This is a genomic window from Streptomyces sp. NPDC096205 (assembly GCF_044763135.1).
Lineage (GTDB): Bacteria > Actinomycetota > Actinomycetes > Streptomycetales > Streptomycetaceae > Streptomyces.
Window position 1 is genome coordinate 262214 of record NZ_JBIWFS010000010.1, and the last position, 15053, is coordinate 277266.

Below are 15053 nucleotides of genomic sequence, written 5' to 3' on the forward strand. Positions count from 1 at the left end.
GAAAACGCGCAGGACCGTCTCGATGAGGGAACCGTCAGGGCGACGGACCGTGCGATGTTGTGTTGAATCCTGGCATGAGTCACGTCGCCAACGTCATGATCTCCGTCGGGCCGGATGATCGACCGGCTGCCGAAGAACTGAGCCAGTGGTTGCAGACGTCTGCCCTGCGGCGAGGCTTCGGTCCCGGCGCTGTCGGCTGGGTCGGCTCGCTCAACGAGATCACCGGCAGTGACACGCGTTGGGGTGGCGGCAAGTACCCGGAATGCGACGTCTATGCCGGAGCGCTCAACCACGCCGACCTGGCCGGCTTCGTGGCGCATGTCGAGCGCATCGTCTGGACGCACCCCGAGTTCGTCCAGCTGTTCGTGATGGACCAGGAGCAGGTCTACTTCCGTGTCTGGACGTTCCACGGCGCGAAGCTGCGGCAGATCGCGCCCGAAGGTCGAGAAGAAGGGGTCTGGCCGAACGGGTGACGTTCCTGACCTGCCAGGTCACATCAGATCCAGCATCCAGTCGACACGGCAACGCGGATTTCGACAGCGAGATGCGGAACCTGCAACAGAGAGTGGCCACGTCACGGAAGTTGAGCCAGAACCTGGAAGCGGGCAACGTTTGTCGACGGTTTCGGGTAGCAGTTGGCGACCAGACAGCTCGAAAATGCCGATGAGAACTGACAACACTGCGAGCTCTTCCCGGTGTCAGCGGGAAGCGCATACTGTGCGGTGTGGCGACTTACGACAGCATCGGTGCGACCTACGCTGACACCCGGCGACCGGACCCCCGAATCGCCGCCAGGATCCATCGAGCCCTCGATGGTGCCACCAGTGTGATCAATGTAGGAGCCGGCACCGGCTCCTACGAACCGTCACACACGGTGCTGGCTGTTGAACCCAGCTCAGTGATGATCGCCCAGCGCCCAGCCGGATCCGCACCGGCCCTGGAAGCATCCGCGGAGTCGATCCCTCTCGCCGACGACTCGGCCGATGCGGCGATGGCCCTCCTGACCGTGCACCACTGGAGCGACCTGGAAGCCGGCATCGGCGAACTCCTGCGCATCGCCCGGCAGCGGATCATCGTCCTCACCTTCGACCCCGACATCAACCACAGGTTCTGGCTTCTGGAGGAGTACCTGCCCGAAGCAGCCGCGTTCGACAGCACACGAGCCGTCGCGGTCGACCGCTTGGCCAGGCTGCTGGGAGGCGCCCGCATCGAAACCGTCCCCATCCCGCACGACTGCACCGACGGATTCCTCGCCGCCTTCTGGCGCCGCCCCGAGGCATACCTCAACCCCGAAGTGCGGGCCGGTATCTCGCTGTTCGCCCAGACCGGCGACGAAGTCCTCCAGCCGGGCCTGGCCCGGCTGGAGGACGACCTGTCCTCCGGCCGGTGGCACGAACGCCATGCCGACCTGCTCGGCCTCGAAGCCCTCGACGCCGGCTACCGGCTTCTCGTGGCCGACCTGTAGAAGCAGGCGAGCCGTCTGACTGCACACTCAGACCTGCGAGAAGGGGCCGGTCACGGCGGTGCGCCAGAAGTGACCAGCTCGCGGTGACATCCTGCCCTTGGGCCGCCCTGGTGCTGGCGAGTCGTCCGGCGGCAGTGCTCCCCGCGTCCGCAGGGGAACTCCGGTCGTTGTGTGCGTGCTCCCCGCACCTGCGGGATGGCCCTCAGGGCACCGTACGCCGGTGAGCGACGCAAAAGGGGCTCACCGGGTGGCGTACGGCTCCCGCAGGATCTTGGCATGGCCATACGCGTGCACTTCTCCGGCGAGGACTTCGCCCGCACCCGCATCCGGCAGGAGCTCAGTCCCGTACTCGAACTCAACAGTGTCGTAAGGGAGTTGCACAGGCGGGCGGCGGCCGGTCGTGCCGACGGACCGGCGGAACAGGAGGGCCCCCGATCAGCTCGCCGGATGCAGATGCTCTTCGACCTGATTCCGCAGCGAGGGTGGACACCCGAGCTGATCGAGGCCCTGCCCGTGCGGCGCTCACCCGCCCACGGCGCCGTATGGGAACTGCGAGCCGTGACCGGAGACCGGCTGCTGCGGGAGACAGAGCTCATGGAGCGCCGCCGTCCCCGGCCGCTGCCCGGTTGGATCCGGCGGCTGGGCGACGACCCCGGTCTGGCCGAGGAGCTGTCCGCGCTCGTGCGGCACACCTTCGAGGCGTTTCTCGCTCCCCGCTGGCATGGACTGGAGACGCTCACCCGGACGGCGCAGGCCACCCACACGCGCCGGCTCGCGGAGGAGGGTCTGGAAGCGGTGTTGCCGCGGCTGAATCCGGGGCTCATATGCTGGCGTCCGCCCGTGCTGGAGGTCAGGGTGGGCTCCGGCCACGCAGAGGACGTCCATCTCGACGGGCGGGGGCTGACCATCGTCCCGCGGGTGCTCGGCGGCACCCGGCCCGCCCTCTCCCCCACGGACGAACGGCTGTGGCTCACCGTCCCGGTGGCAGGACCCGGCCCAGCGCTCCGGCCGGCCGCAGAACCGACCGCTCCCCGCACCCCCAGGGCCCTCGCCCTTCTGCTGGGGGCCACCCGCGCCGCCGTGCTGTGGGTCATCGCCCATGAGCCGGGGTCCACCACCGGCGAGATCGCCCGGCAGGTGAACATCGCGCCGTCCAGCGCGAGCGAGCATGCGGGTGTGCTGCGGGACGCCGGTCTGACCGTGGCGCACCGTCACCGCAACACGGTGCGCCACAGTCTGGCCCCGGCGGGCGCCGCTCTGGTCCAGGCACACTTGGCGTAGGACCGTCGCTCTCCTGCGCTCCCGCCATGAGGACCGGGAAGGACGTCCGGCCTCAGCCTGATTTCAACCGCCTGTCACCAGGTCAGCAGGGCTCCAGGCTTCCACCGTCGTCGAGGCCGTCGTCCCACACCCAGCCGCTCACCGAGGTGCCGGCCACCCTCACGTGGGTCCAGGTGTTGCCGTACTCGTTGACTACGTAGCAGTGGTAGTAGAGGTACGTCCCCGAGTACAGCGTGTCGACGGTGTCGCAGGCGCCGTAGGGCCCCTTGTTGAGCGGATAGGTGCCGGTCACCCGGCCCTCGCCGGTCTTGTCCTTGTCGGACCAAGACCAGCTGCAGTCCACGGCGGCCGCCCTGCTGTCCGCCGCGCCCTCCGCCTGCGCTGCGGGCGCTGCGGCGAGAAGGCCGCCGACCAGTGCGGTGACGGCACCCGTGGCCAGGGCTGCGCGTCTGATCATGTCCATACTCCTTCATCCAGGAACTCCGGTGAACGACAGCCGCCGATTCCTCGGGCCGTGAGCGGGCCGCAGCGGTGTCCGCGAGCCAGACTCCGGGCCGGCCCGGGGACCGGTCCATGACATTCGGCTCCCGCCGAAAGTGGGCTCTACCCGCCGTGAGGGCTGCCAGGATGGGGGTGCTCCTCTCCCCGGGCATCGGGCCGAGCGGGAGAGAGGCCGGGCCACCGCCACGGACGGCGCTGAGGGCCAGCAGCAGGGACCTGTCGGCATAGTTCGGGCGGGGCGGCATCTGGTTTTTCGGAGCCCGCCTCCTGCACGGTCAGCGTCCTTGCCCGGACGTCGGCGGCGGGGCGCTGCGGGGTGCGGCGCGAGCGTCGTAGGGGGGCCGGAGCGCCTTCGCCGGGGACTGAAGAGAAGTCGCCCGCGCTGCTCGGCCGGGCGGGGCCGGCACCTGCCCGCCGGTCGCGGGGGACCGGTTCGTGGGGCTGGTGGTTCGGTTCAGTCGCGCGGCGCGCGCCAGGACCGTGGCATTGCGCAAGAGCGGGGCGCACCGCGTACCTCTTCCAACCAGCAGGACGGCCACAAGGCCAAGGGCGCCGTGGCCATCGATGCCTTCCCGGGACTGGGCTCCATCCTCGGTAGCAGCGGTTCGATCCGCTCCCACAGTTCACGACCCACGGAGACACCCTCGTGACCTGACCAACCGATCAAGGTCGGGCTGGGACACGATGATCGGTCGCGATACCGTCCGAGCGATCAGACTCACCAGGGGGATGGGATGAACGCAGAAACCGTCACCGCGGTATGCGCGGTCGTGATCGCCGTCGCGTCGCTGGTCGTTTCGGTCTACCAGACGCACGCCATGCGGCAACACAACCGCCACTCGGTGCGCCCGATACTCCAACTGCACCGCGGTTGGCCGCCGGGAGGCACGGCGGGGATCCGGCTCATCAATTCCGGACTCGGGCCGGCGGTCATCGTCGACAGCACGCTCACCGTCGATGACGAAGTGCTCGGCGGCTGGAACGCACGCAGTGTCGACCGCGTCCGAGACCGCCTGTCGGTACGCCCATCCGCTGTGACCTCAACCAAGGAGAGGTCATCGCCACCGATTACGAGCAGTACATGTTGAGCGTGGCCAGCTACGACCCGCAGAACCACGCTGAAATCGAGGACCTGGTCAACCGGCGGCTCACGCTCATGATCCGCTACGAGTCCCTCTATGGCGGAGAGAACTACACAGTTGTCCTAGGCCCCATTCGTTGACCGGGCGCTCTGCACCATACCGCCGGTCATTCTGTTAGAGCTTGTTAAGACCATCAACTTGCGCTTGCCCGCCGCCTGCTGCGCCCTTCGTACGGCGTTGTCGCGTCCGGGATTCTGTCCGGACACGGCCGTGACCAGTCCGGACAGTCCCTGGGTTGTCCGGGACCGCTGTGACCTTGAAAGAAGCCGGCGACGGCTGACATCTTCTTCGGTGTCCGGCCAGTCGAACCTCCTGATTGGTCCGGTGAGACGCTGCAGCGTCAGCGACCCAAGTGGGCACGAAACCCTCATTCCTAAAAAACGCCAAGCCGCCCGCAAGGAGCAAAGCGTCGCGCTGCAGCGGCCGCGGAAATTAAAGCGCCCTGGTACGTCAGAGGCTCAGCGCTACGTTCTCGCTGGACAGCATGACGGCGCGAAGCCGGGGCCGAGGTGACGCCGCGGCAACCGCTTTGCCGAAAGCCATACGCATGTTTCATCGACTCAGGAGACTGCATGTCAAGACGATCAGGAAGCCGTATAGCCGTCGCGTTAGCCGCAGGCGCCCTCGCATGCGGCATCTCGCAGGTGCCGGCGAGCGCCGGAGAATCTGCGGCAGCCGATTGGTACGTGTCTGGAGTGAGTGACTCCGGATGCTCCGCCTCAGACGGTGAGTACACCTACAGCGTCGTACCGGGCACCAACCCCACCCAGTACAACGCCGAATACAGCCTGTCGGTTTGGCGACAGTCGTGCGGAAGCTCCGTCACCGCCCATCTCCGCGTGCGATACAGCGAGTGGGACGGTTGGTCCTGGTACGACTCAGGCTGGAAGACCATCGCATCGAGCGCCGGAGGCGGCTACGACTACGACGAGATGTTCTCGGTCAAGGACGTCCGCTTCGCCGTCTGCGACTACACGTCAGCACGCGGCAACTTCAACTGCGGGTACGTCTCCTAAAGCCCCCTTTCCTTGCTCGCCGCCCCGGGATCTTCGGCACCGACTACGCGAAGCGTCCGGACTCAGCAAGGTCACCGTCTGCGGAGACCATGGGCAGCTTCGCTGAGGAGTAAGACGGCTGAGCCAGCGGCCCTGCCCTTCAGCACGATTCCGTGCAAGCCATGTCGATTGAGAACACCCACGGCCGGCGTTCTCAATCGACATGGCACCGAAGCAGGTCAGCAAACCACCGCCCGATGCACCACGACAGGACACGTTGGTTAAAAACGCCATTCGTTCGAGTGACTCCACTCGAAGCCGAAACCGTCTCGTGCACCGGACTGAAGGCTTGGGCCGGGGCGGCCACTGGAGGCACGGACCGGCGTGGGCAGAGACTGCCCCGTGACGGTGCACCGGTCAACAATCGAGCACTCGGGTTGAGTACGCTCAGTGACAGCGGGGATACAGTGCGTCCATGACTACTGAGTGGATCACAGACACTGGCGACGACTCCTACGTCTGCCGCATCAAGGACATCACCCTCACGCCCGCCTTCCCGGAGCCGGGCAAGGAGCTGCGCCTGGACCTGACCGCCGAGCTGGCGGAACAGGTCGACCTCACCCAGGTCGAATGCCACTTCCAGGTCAAGCTGGGCCTGATCACGCCGCTCCGGGCGACGTACACCCTTCCCGACCTGCTGGCCGCCTGGGGTGCGGAGCTGTCAGGGGACCCCAAGCCGCCGGCGGGTGAGTGGAAGCAGAGCTGGATCTTCAAACTGCCCAGGGAAATCCCGAAGGGCGACTTCCGCCTCTACCTCACCTCGTACACGAATACCGAGATGGACTTCCTCGACCTGAACGCCCGCTTCGACATGCGCAAGCAGTGACCGCAGACACGGCACAGCCGCACCCCTGAAGGGGCTGCGCCCACCCACCAAGGGGGCACAGCCCCTTCGTCATGTCGGCCCCTCGCCCGTCGACCGGGACCGTCCCGACTCCAAGCACACGCCGACCGGGGCTACGACTTCGACAAGTACCGCCGCCTGCCGACAGGGTGCGAAGAGGCGCACCCTCCTGCGGCGTGCCGCCCTGCACTGTGGTTCCAGTCAGTCGGTGGCCGTCAGTGCCTCGCGTGCGGTGGTGAGGATCTCCTCGGAGAGCGGCGAGCCTTTGGTGGCCCGGGACAGGACGAGTGCGCCGAGCATGGTGCACAGCCGGGTGAGGCCGTCCTGGTCCTTGGTGTCGAGCCAGTCGGCGAAGTCGCCCACTCCCTGGGTGTAGACGCGGCGGGCCTCGCTTTCTCCGCCGTCGCGGGCCATGTCGGTGGCGAGTGCGGCAACGGGGCACCCCTCTGCCGCGCTGTCGCGGTGCTCGGCGGAGAGGTAGGTGTCGATCAGCGCCCGCTGGGCGGCGTCGCGCTGCCCGGCGTACTGATCGAGCCCGTCCTTGTGGTGCTGGGCGAGTTCGCCGAACGCGCGGGCGGTGGCTTCGTCGATGAGTGCCTCCTTGGAGGCGAACTGCTTGTAGAAGCCGCCGTGGGTCATACCTGCCGCCTTCATGATGTCGGCGACGCTGACGTGGGTCCCCTGTTCCCGGAGCAGGCGGGACGCGGTTTCAACGACCCGTCGGCGGTTCTCCTCCGCCTGCGCCTGCGATACGCGGCCCATCGGCCACCTCCCGATTGGATGTCGACTGGCATCTATCTTAGGCCAGTGCTTAGATTGTAGTCGTAATCTAATTGTCGGGTCGCTTGACCGCGGCCGTGGCGCTGGGAGTGGGCATGGAACTGAAGGACGCGGTGGCAGTGGTCACCGGCGCCAACCGGGGGCTCGGGCGGCATCTGGCGGCCCAGCTCGTGGAACGCGGGGCCAAGGTGTACGCGGCGGCCCGTCGCCCGGAAGAGGTAGACCTGCCGGGTGCCATCCCGCTGCGGCTCGACGTGACGGACGCGGAGTCGATCCGGGCGGCGGCTCGCACCGCCTCCGAAGCGACGCTGCTGGTCAACAACGCGGGCATCTCCACCGGAACGCCCCTGATGACGGGCAGCCCGGACGAGGTGCGCTTGGAGATGGAGGTGAACTTCTTCGGCCCGCTCGCCGTGACGCGGGCTTTCGCCCCCGTCATCGAGTCCAACGGCGGCGGCGCTGTGCTCAATGTGCTGTCGGTCCTGTCCTGGCTGCACCCGGCCGGCCTCGGCGCCTACGCCGCGGCGAAAGCCGCGGCATGGGCACTGACCGGCGCGAGCCGAGAGGAACTGGCGCCCCGCGGCATCACCGTCACGGCACTGCACGTCGGATACATGGACACCGACATGGCCGTCGGCGTTCCCGCCGACCAGAAGACCGACCCCGCCGAGGTCGCTGCCCAGGCCCTGTCCGGCATCGAGCGGGGACTGCCCGAGATCCTCGCCGACGAGACCACCCGGCACGTGAAGCGGAGCCTGGCCGCATCGCCGGACGCAGCGTGAGGCGCGCCCGCCGCATCGGCGTGGGCGTCATGACCAGCAGTGATTACCAGAAAGTATCTCGTACCGGGGCAGCCCGAAGCGAGCGAGATCCCGTCCCTGTGCGGACGAGAGAGACGGCGATGAAGACCTTCTTGATCGAGAAATACGGTGACCAGTCCGCGGTGCGTGCCGCCGAGATGCCCGATCCGGAGCCGGGCGCCGACGACGTGCTGGTCAAGGTCCATGCCGCGAGCGTCAACCCGCTGGACTTCAAGATCCGCGACGGCGACTTCAAGCTGATCCTGCCGTACCGCCTGCCTCTCGTGCTGGGCAACGACCTCGCCGGAGTGGTCGTCGGGGTCGGCTCGGCCGTCACTCGGTTCGCGGTGGGTGACGAGGTCTATGCCCGGCCCGACAAGGACCGCATCGGTTCCTTCGCCGAACTCATCGCCGTCCACCAGAACGACCTGGCCCACAAGCCGGCCACCCTCACCATGGCGGAGGCCGCCTCCCTTCCCTTGGTGGCCCTCACCTCATGGCAGGCGCTGGTCGAGAGGGCCCAGGTCCAGCCGGGCCAGAAGGTCCTCATCCACTCGGGCTCCGGCGGAGTGGGCACCATCGCCCTCCAACTGGCCAGGCACTTGGGCGCACACGTGACTACCACCGCGAGCGCGGCCAACGCCGCTCTGGTCAAGGAACTCGGCGCAGACGTCGTCATCGACTACCGCGCCCAGGACTTCGAGGAGCTCCTGGACGGCTACGACGTCGTCCTGGACACCCTCGGCGGCAAGACCCTGGAGAAGTCGCTGCGGGTACTCAAGCCAGGCGGGAAGGTCATCAGCATCGCCGGGCCGCCCGACGCGGACTTCGCCCGCGAGCTCGGCGCGAACCCGGTCCTGCGGCAGGCGATGAAGGCGCTGAGCTTCAGGACCCGACGCCACGCCAAGCGCCGGGGCGTGACCTACTCCTTCCTGTTCATGAAGGCCGACGGCGACCAGCTGCGTGAACTCACCCGGCTCGTCGACGCCGGAGAGGTCCGCCCCGTCGTCGACCGTGTCTTCCCCTTCGAGCAGACCCGCGAAGCCATGGAGTATGCCGAGAAGGGCCGCGCCAAGGCCGGCAAGGTCGTCATTGCGATGGCGTGAGGGCCGGCGCTCGCGCGGCGGGCGGTAGGCGGAACCCTTCGACGAAGGAATCTGCATGGTGTCCCAAGCTGCGGCGTTACGGAGCTTTGCCGCCGGGTGCGCCGGCGTCGCCCTGCTGGTCGGGGCTGGAGCAGCCGTGAACGCGGCTCCCGCTTCGGCTGCTGAGGCAACGATCGTCGGCTCGGACCGCACCGACGCGATCACAGGGTCGTACATCGTCACGCTCAACAAGTCCGTGGCACGCGCCGATGTGCCGCGCGTCGCTCGTGAGCTGGCCGGCCGGCACAGCGGCCCTCTGGGCCACACGTACACCAAGGCCAGGCAGCTGGCGGCGGACCCGGCGGTGGCGAGGGTGGAAACGGACGGCATCGCGCAGGTCACCGGCATGCAGCCCAATCCGACCTGGGGCCTGGACCGCGTCGACCAGCGGGACTTGCCGCTGGATAGGTACTACACCTACCCGAGCCCGGCCGCGAACGTCACCGCGTACGTGGTCGACACCGGGATCCGCACCAGTCACCAGGACTTCGGCGGCCGGGCGGCCAGCGGCTACGACTTCGTCGACAACGACTCCGACGCCGCTGACTGCCACGGACACGGCACGCACGTAACGGGAACAGTCGGCAGCGCCTACGGTGTGGCCAAGGGGGGCCAGGCTCGTAGCCGTGCGGGTCCTGAACTGCGGCGGAACCGCCCCATCGTCGACCGTGATCAGCGGTATCGGCTGGGTGACGCGGAGCGCGGTGAAGCCCGCGGTCGCCAACATGAGCATCGGCGGGGACAAGAACCAGTCCCTCAACGACGCCGTGGCCAACTCCATCGGCTCAGGTGTGACGTGGGCTGTGGCGGCCGGGAACAACGGCGGCGACGCCTGCTCCTGCGGTGACGCCACCCACCCGCTCCCCTTCCGAGCGCTACGCCCGTCCGGCTTGTCACAAGTTGTCGATCCTCAGCTCGGAACGTGCCTTGCTCAGCAGGTCATCAGCGATCTTTTCACCTGACTTGCCCGCCGGCACATCGACGGCGACGGTGACACGTTCACCCTTGGATGTGGTGACGATCAGCGTCTTGTCCAGGCGCCTGGGCGTGCCTTCTCCTGCCTGGCTGTAGGTCATGGTGAACAGGGCCGCGTCCCGGCCTTGGTGCGTGGTGGGTGTGACGGAGGCCACGGCGGGAGAGCCGCCCGTGGGGGGTGTCCCGGCTTCGTTCTCCTGTTCCCAGCGCTGGCCGATGCCGAGTGCCGTCTCGGTGACGTGCTGTTTGCGGTTGACCAGGAGGGACATGTCGCCCTTGAGTGAGGTGTAACGGGTGCCGGTGATGGCGCCGGTCGAGTCCCCCAGGTTGTCTTCTGTGGTGATCGTCCAGTCGGCCGGGGCTGCCACGGTGAGCTGCATGCGGTACTCCTCGTACCGCTTCCAGCCGTCAGGAAGGTCGTCGCCGGTGAGAGCGAGCGTCACCGCGATCACGACGGCCAGAACGACCGCAGCCGCAGCGCCGGCCAGCCAGAGACGTCTGCGGCCCTCGGCCGTCGCTGTCGGCGCACCTGCGAGCACGGTGGCTGCACGGGTGGGCGGCGGTGAGGCCGGAGGATGGGCGACGTTGTACAGCAACTGCTTCGCGTCTGTGGCCGTCAGCCGCTCCTCGGGGTCCTTGCGCAGCAGACCGGTGATCACCGAGGTCAGTCCGCCGCTGTGCTGCGGAGTGACAAGCTCGCTCAGGAGGATGGCCTGAAGAGTGGAAGGGGTGGTCTGACGCCGGAACGGTGACACGCCCTCCAGGGCCTGATACAGCATCACTCCCAACGACCACAGGTCGGACTCCGGGCCTGGGCGGCGGCCGAGGACACGTTCGGGGGCGATGTACTCGGGGGAGCCGATGAAAGCGCCGGTCTCGGTGAGTTTCTGCTCTCCCTCCACCTGTGCGATACCGAAATCGGTGAGGACGACCCGCTCGTGGCGGCCGATCATGACGTTGCCGGGCTTGACGTCGCGATGCAGGACGCCGGCCTCGTGTGCGGCGGTCAGTGCGCCGAGCACGGCGAGAGCGATGCGGGCGGCTTCGGGCGGCGCGAGCGTGCCTTCGTCCAGCACCTCGGCGAGCGAGCGACCGTGCAGCAGCTCCATCACGATCCAGGGCCGCTCGCCCTCGGTGACCACGTCGAAGATGGCCACCACCGACGGGTGGTCGATCCGGGCCGCGGCACGCGCCTCACGCTGCATCCTGGCGTAGGCGGTTCGCTGCTCCGCCGGCGTGAAGTGCTCCGGGACCCGGGGCTCCTTGATCGCGACATCCCGGTCGACGACCTCGTCCCGGGCCCGCCACACCGTCCCCATACCGCCGGCGCCGAGCCGCTCCAGCAGCCTGTACCGTGACCCGACCAGGCGCCCCGCACCCATCCGGTCATCTCCGGCCCCGATGTGTTCCTCTCCCCCTGCCGCCACTGCCGCGCTCCCCACCGCCGGCCCCTCCCCCGGTGGCGGAAGCCGGTAACTGGTCTGCTCCTGGTGGTGTCCCCCGTCACTCATCATGGAGGCCATGATGCATCGTCCGTCAAAGGCCAACTGAGCGCCGAACATGCACATTTCGGCTCTGCGGTCCGTCGGATCGCGACGGTTGCGCCAGAGCGGGAGCTTATGTCCCACCCCGCGCGAACCGGGGTACCGCAGAGGTTTACCGCGGAAATCCACCTGCGGTTGTAGGAACCTGCCGCGGCTGCGGCAGAACCCAGGGGCGCGATCCCGAGGGCCATGGGTGTGGGCGGGTGCTGGCACTGCTCTTCGTCCTGCTTCCCGTCTCCACGTTGTCCGGCGCTGGTGTTCGAATCAGCGCTCCAGTGGTTGCGCAGTGGCCAGGTTCGCGTCGTTCGCGTTGTCCTGGGTCGGCATGATGAGGGCCGTAGGGCGTGGTCTCGTCGTCATGCGTCGGCGAGATCACGGACGTGGGGGCGGAAGAGCGAGAGGAACACGAGGGTGACGGCAACAGCCACTGACATCGAGAAGGCGGCCGGTGTGCTGCGCGCCGGGGGCCTGGTGGCCCTCCCGACCGAGACCGTCTACGGTCTGGGCGCCAACGCCGAAGACCCTGCCGCAGTTGCGCGGATCTTCCAGGTCAAGGGGCGCCCGCCCTCCCATCCGCTGATCGTCCACATCGGCAGCGCGGAGGACCTGGATGACTGGGTCGAGGAGGTGCCTGCGACGGCGCGCCTGCTGGCCGAACGCTTCTGGCCGGGGCCGCTGACGCTTGTCCTGCGGCGCGGCCGGCGGGTGCCGCTCGAAGCGACCGGCGGGCTGGAGACGGTGGCCGTCCGCGTGCCAGGCCACCCCGTCGCCCTCGCGCTGCTGTCGGCTTTCGGCGGCGGTGTCACGGCACCGTCCGCCAACCGCTTCGGCTCGGTCAGCCCCACCACCGCAGACCACGTCCGTGCGGAGCTTGGTGACGCCGTCGACTTCGTCCTGGACGGCGGCCCGTGCGAGGTCGGCGTCGAGTCGACCATCGTCGACGTCACGGGCGAGATGCCGACCATCCTGCGGCCGGGCGGGGTGACCCGCGAGGACGTGGAAGGGGTGCTGGGGCGCCCGGTCACGGTCCCGTCGACGAGCGGTGTCCGGGTGCCGGGTCAGCATCCGTCGCACTACGCGCCACGGGCGCGGGTCGTGCTCGCCGAGCCGGAGAAGGTCGTCGCCGAAGCCGAGCGCGCGCAGGAGCTGGGGCATCAGGTGGGCGTTCTACTTCCGCCCTCCTTCGCCGGCGCCGCGGTGAAGGCCCACGCCGTCGTGGCCCTCCCAGGTTCGATGGCTGCCTACGCGCACGCGTTGTACGGGCTTCTGCGTGAGCTCGACGAGCGGGGGTGCGACCTCATCGTCGCGTCCTTGCCGGTGGAGGAGGGGCTGGGGCTCGCCATCGGCAACCGTCTTCGTCGGGCTGCGGGGCCCCGGTCCTCTGCGTGAGCGTCCACGGCCGGAGCGGTCAGGACTGGGCGGAAACCGCCGCGTCCAGGCCGCGGGTGGCGACGGCCTGCGCGCTGCCGTCGGCCAGTCGGTAGGACAGCCCCACCACAGCGAGGCGGTCGGCGGCGACCCACTCGGCCAGGATGCGGGAGCGTTCGAGCAGCAGGTCCACGGTGTGTTCGATGTGCCCGGCCAGGATCTCCTCGGCCGTCTCGCGTCCGGCGGCGCGCGCTGCCGGCACGCTCGGGTCACCTGTTCGACCACGTCACGGACGAAGCCGCCCGCGTCTCCCAGGCCGCGGTGGGTGCGCCGTCCGTCCCGCTCGCGGCACGAACCCCGTCGGCGAGGTGGATGTCGTGGTGTGTCCGCCGCGGGACCGTCCCGGGGGGCGGGCTTGTTGCTGGACGCCGTACGGTCCACTCCACCTCCCGGGGAAATGACTGGTGGGAAGGGTAGAGACCGAGGTTAGAGTCCGCTCCGTGACGACATACCAGCTTGGTCCCGCCCAGTTCTATACGCGGGGGGAGAGGCTTCTGCGCGGCAAGGGTGTGGCGTCGGCGGTCGGCGCCGGGCGGGCCGAGGACTGGGTTGCGCTCGACCGCAGCACCGAGCTGGGCACAGGGTGGCGGGGACGTGTCCGGACCCGGATCGGTTTCCGCTGGTACGACCAGCGGGCGATCGCGGACTGGGCGCCGTATCAGCAGGAGTCAGGCCTAGATGGCTGCCCCTTGGGACGTCCGCCGGGCACCGAGTCCGAGATCGCCCTGTTCCTATGCCACAGAGACGCCCGGGTCCGTGCAGTGGCACTCGGCCTCGCGGAGTCCGGGGCGCTGCCCGCGTCGGTGCTGCCGCTCGTGCTCATCCGGTGTGCGGACACCGACGAGCGGGTACGGGAGCTCGCCCGCGCGACCTTCGACCGCACGCTCGCCGACGCGGACGAGGCCGCACTGCGGCAACTGGCGCCGCTCGCAGCGCTGGTGGGCACCCGGCGGCGGCACGGCACCTGGGTGTGTCAGGCAGTGCTCGGGCGGCTCGGCGGGCTGCCCGACGAGGCGCTGGAACAACTGATGTCCGGCGGTGACCGGGAGGCCCGGATCGCGGCCCTGCTCGCCGGGGCCGCGTATGGGCGGCTGGACAGGGAGCAGGCCTGGGCGATCGCCGAGGGGGACGCCGACGACGGTGTGCGCGGGCGTGCGCTGCGCACGGTGATGCGGCTGGCGCTCGCGTCCGGACGGCAGGACGTCCTCGACGACGCGCGGGCCCGGATCCTCGCGCGCCTGGATGCCGAGCCCTCGTACGACGTGCGCCGCGACACGTTCGCCGCCGCTGTCGAGGCCGACTTCTTCCGTGCGCGGGACCTGGCCAATCTCGCCCTCGGCCACCGGGACCGGCCCATCCGGCGGCGCAGCTGCGCACTCGCCCTCGCCGGTCCGGACGGGGACGGCGTCCTCGACCTCCTGCTCTGCGCGCGGGACACGGCCGTACGCCATGACGCCGTCGCGCGGCTGAGGGGCGCCGGCCGCGCCGACGAGCTGGTACGGCACCTCTCGGACCGCTCTCCCGCCGTCCGCGCGCTGGCATGCCGGGAACTCCGCGCGGCGGGCAACGATCCCCACGCCCACTACCGGGCAATGTGCACCGACCCGGCGACCGTCGAGCCGGCGGCACTCGTCGGACTGGCCGAGCAGCGGTGCCCCGAGGACGCCGCCCTGCTGCGGCCCCTGACTCGTCACCCTCGGGCAGCGGTGCGGGCCCGCTCGCTGTCCGCGCTGCGGATGCTCGGCGCGCTCGCGTAGGACGCGCGGCGCCGCGTCCGGCGCGGGCCTGAGGCTTGCGGCACATGCCCCACAGTGTCGGGCCGTTCCCGGGAGAGGGAGTCCCGCGCACCGGGGACGGCTCGAGCCCGGCCCGACCGTGTCCTGGCGGACAAGGCCTACACGTCACGCGAGGACCGTTACTACCTGCGACGACTTGGAATCCCGCACATCATTCCGGAACGCCCCCGCCAGCTCAGGTACCAGCAGCACCGAGGCTCTCTTGGCCTTCTCGTCGGGGAGGGCCTCGGTGTAGGCGAGGCGGGTGTGCCCGTCCACGGCCGAGTGCAGTTACACGTACCCGGCTTTGGCGCCCCT

16 protein-coding genes and 1 pseudogene are annotated in these 15053 nt (G+C 69.1%); 12 read left to right on the forward strand and 5 right to left on the reverse strand.

All coding sequences use genetic code 11. The features are described from left to right. The first annotated feature begins 74 nt into the window (after positions 1-74). The 3 genes from ACIQ6Y_RS33155 (at position 75) to ACIQ6Y_RS33165 (ending at position 2746) form a co-directional block, all read left to right on the forward strand. A complete protein-coding gene (locus tag ACIQ6Y_RS33155) occupies positions 75-473 on the forward strand; it encodes a squamosa promoter-binding protein 15 (RefSeq protein ID WP_404044692.1) in 399 nt (132 codons plus the stop codon). A gap of 353 nt (positions 474-826) precedes the next feature. Then, positions 827-1465 (forward strand): methyltransferase domain-containing protein, encoded by a 639-nt coding sequence (locus ACIQ6Y_RS33160; RefSeq protein WP_404044694.1) that lies wholly within the window; start codon positions 827-829, stop codon positions 1463-1465. Positions 1466-1741: 276 nt separating this feature from the next. After that, positions 1742-2746 carry an ArsR/SmtB family transcription factor gene (locus tag ACIQ6Y_RS33165; RefSeq protein ID WP_404044696.1) on the forward strand — a complete coding sequence of 335 codons (1005 nt, stop codon included), beginning with the start codon at positions 1742-1744 and terminating at the stop codon, positions 2744-2746. A gap of 82 nt (positions 2747-2828) precedes the next feature. Here ACIQ6Y_RS33165 and ACIQ6Y_RS33170 read toward each other — a convergent pair whose 3' ends face one another. Then, positions 2829-3203 carry an SH3 domain-containing protein gene (locus ACIQ6Y_RS33170; protein WP_404044698.1) on the reverse strand — a complete coding sequence of 125 codons (375 nt, stop codon included), beginning with the start codon at positions 3201-3203 and terminating at the stop codon, positions 2829-2831. 778 nt (positions 3204-3981) lie between these two features. Between ACIQ6Y_RS33170 and ACIQ6Y_RS33175 the strand changes: the two genes are divergently transcribed. The 4 genes from ACIQ6Y_RS33175 to ACIQ6Y_RS33190 all read left to right on the forward strand — a co-directional run bounded on the left by ACIQ6Y_RS33175 (position 3982) and on the right by ACIQ6Y_RS33190 (position 6270). Continuing rightward, positions 3982-4335: a hypothetical protein gene (locus ACIQ6Y_RS33175; protein WP_404044700.1), complete on the forward strand. Its 354-nt coding sequence runs from the start codon at positions 3982-3984 to the stop codon at positions 4333-4335. A 2-nt stretch (positions 4336-4337) separates the two neighbouring features. Continuing rightward, complete coding sequence (locus ACIQ6Y_RS33180; protein WP_404044702.1) at positions 4338-4469, forward strand: hypothetical protein; 132 nt, start codon at positions 4338-4340, stop codon at positions 4467-4469. A gap of 759 nt (positions 4470-5228) precedes the next feature. Continuing rightward, complete coding sequence (locus ACIQ6Y_RS33185) at positions 5229-5405, forward strand: hypothetical protein (protein ID WP_404044704.1); 177 nt, start codon at positions 5229-5231, stop codon at positions 5403-5405. A 454-nt stretch (positions 5406-5859) separates the two neighbouring features. Beyond that, positions 5860-6270, forward strand: a complete 411-nt coding sequence (locus tag ACIQ6Y_RS33190; protein WP_404044706.1) for a hypothetical protein — start codon at positions 5860-5862, stop codon at positions 6268-6270. Between the two features lie 219 nt (positions 6271-6489). On the opposite strand, the gene ACIQ6Y_RS33195 is transcribed toward ACIQ6Y_RS33190, so the two are convergent. Beyond that, entirely contained in the window at positions 6490-7050 is a 561-nt protein-coding gene (locus ACIQ6Y_RS33195) for a TetR/AcrR family transcriptional regulator (RefSeq protein ID WP_404044709.1), read from the reverse strand. Positions 7051-7163: 113 nt separating this feature from the next. On the opposite strand from ACIQ6Y_RS33195, the gene ACIQ6Y_RS33200 reads away from it, so the two are divergent. The 3 genes from ACIQ6Y_RS33200 to ACIQ6Y_RS33210 all read left to right on the forward strand — a co-directional run bounded on the left by ACIQ6Y_RS33200 (position 7164) and on the right by ACIQ6Y_RS33210 (position 9860). After that, positions 7164-7850 (forward strand): SDR family oxidoreductase, encoded by a 687-nt coding sequence (locus ACIQ6Y_RS33200; RefSeq protein ID WP_404044712.1) that lies wholly within the window; start codon positions 7164-7166, stop codon positions 7848-7850. A 119-nt stretch (positions 7851-7969) separates the two neighbouring features. Continuing rightward, on the forward strand, positions 7970-8974 hold the full coding sequence (locus ACIQ6Y_RS33205) for an NADP-dependent oxidoreductase (protein WP_404044714.1): 1005 nt from the start codon (positions 7970-7972) through the stop codon (positions 8972-8974). Positions 8975-9110: 136 nt separating this feature from the next. After that, on the forward strand, positions 9111-9860 hold the full coding sequence (locus ACIQ6Y_RS33210; RefSeq protein ID WP_404044716.1) for a S8 family serine peptidase: 750 nt from the start codon (positions 9111-9113) through the stop codon (positions 9858-9860). Positions 9861-9906: 46 nt separating this feature from the next. Here the strand turns inward: ACIQ6Y_RS33210 and ACIQ6Y_RS33215 are convergent, their stop codons facing one another. Next, the gene (locus tag ACIQ6Y_RS33215; RefSeq protein ID WP_404044718.1) at positions 9907-11661 is read right to left on the reverse strand and encodes a serine/threonine-protein kinase; all 1755 of its coding nucleotides are present in this window, start codon (positions 11659-11661) and stop codon (positions 9907-9909) included. 282 nt (positions 11662-11943) lie between these two features. Between ACIQ6Y_RS33215 and ACIQ6Y_RS33220 the strand changes: the two genes are divergently transcribed. Further along, on the forward strand, positions 11944-12921 hold the full coding sequence (locus tag ACIQ6Y_RS33220) for an L-threonylcarbamoyladenylate synthase (protein WP_404044720.1): 978 nt from the start codon (positions 11944-11946) through the stop codon (positions 12919-12921). A 19-nt stretch (positions 12922-12940) separates the two neighbouring features. Here ACIQ6Y_RS33220 and ACIQ6Y_RS33225 read toward each other — a convergent pair. Beyond that, positions 12941-13203, reverse strand: a pseudogene (locus ACIQ6Y_RS33225) (carbonic anhydrase); the annotation flags it as partial. 197 nt (positions 13204-13400) lie between these two features. Here ACIQ6Y_RS33225 and ACIQ6Y_RS33230 point away from each other — a divergent pair. After that, complete coding sequence (locus ACIQ6Y_RS33230) at positions 13401-14717, forward strand: hypothetical protein (protein ID WP_404044722.1); 1317 nt, start codon at positions 13401-13403, stop codon at positions 14715-14717. Positions 14718-14861: 144 nt separating this feature from the next. On the opposite strand, the gene ACIQ6Y_RS33235 is transcribed toward ACIQ6Y_RS33230, so the two are convergent. After that, positions 14862-15014 (reverse strand): hypothetical protein, encoded by a 153-nt coding sequence (locus ACIQ6Y_RS33235; RefSeq protein WP_404045151.1) that lies wholly within the window; start codon positions 15012-15014, stop codon positions 14862-14864. Between the last annotated feature and the right edge of the window lie 39 nt (positions 15015-15053).

Bases quoted from the DNA above. Each gene is read 5' to 3' on its own strand.
- ACIQ6Y_RS33155 (WP_404044692.1), top strand. From the start codon at position 75: ATGAGTCACGTCGCCAACGTCATGATCTCCGTCGGGCCGGATGATCGA.
- ACIQ6Y_RS33165 (WP_404044696.1), top strand. From the start codon at position 1,742: ATGGCCATACGCGTGCACTTCTCCGGCGAGGACTTCGCCCGCACCCGC.
- ACIQ6Y_RS33170 (WP_404044698.1), bottom strand. From the start codon at position 3,203: ATGATCAGACGCGCAGCCCTGGCCACGGGTGCCGTCACCGCACTGGTC.
- ACIQ6Y_RS33175 (WP_404044700.1), top strand. From the start codon at position 3,982: ATGAACGCAGAAACCGTCACCGCGGTATGCGCGGTCGTGATCGCCGTC.
- ACIQ6Y_RS33190 (WP_404044706.1), top strand. From the start codon at position 5,860: ATGACTACTGAGTGGATCACAGACACTGGCGACGACTCCTACGTCTGC.
- ACIQ6Y_RS33195 (WP_404044709.1), bottom strand. From the start codon at position 7,050: ATGGGCCGCGTATCGCAGGCGCAGGCGGAGGAGAACCGCCGACGGGTC.
- ACIQ6Y_RS33200 (WP_404044712.1), top strand. From the start codon at position 7,164: ATGGAACTGAAGGACGCGGTGGCAGTGGTCACCGGCGCCAACCGGGGG.
- ACIQ6Y_RS33205 (WP_404044714.1), top strand. From the start codon at position 7,970: ATGAAGACCTTCTTGATCGAGAAATACGGTGACCAGTCCGCGGTGCGT.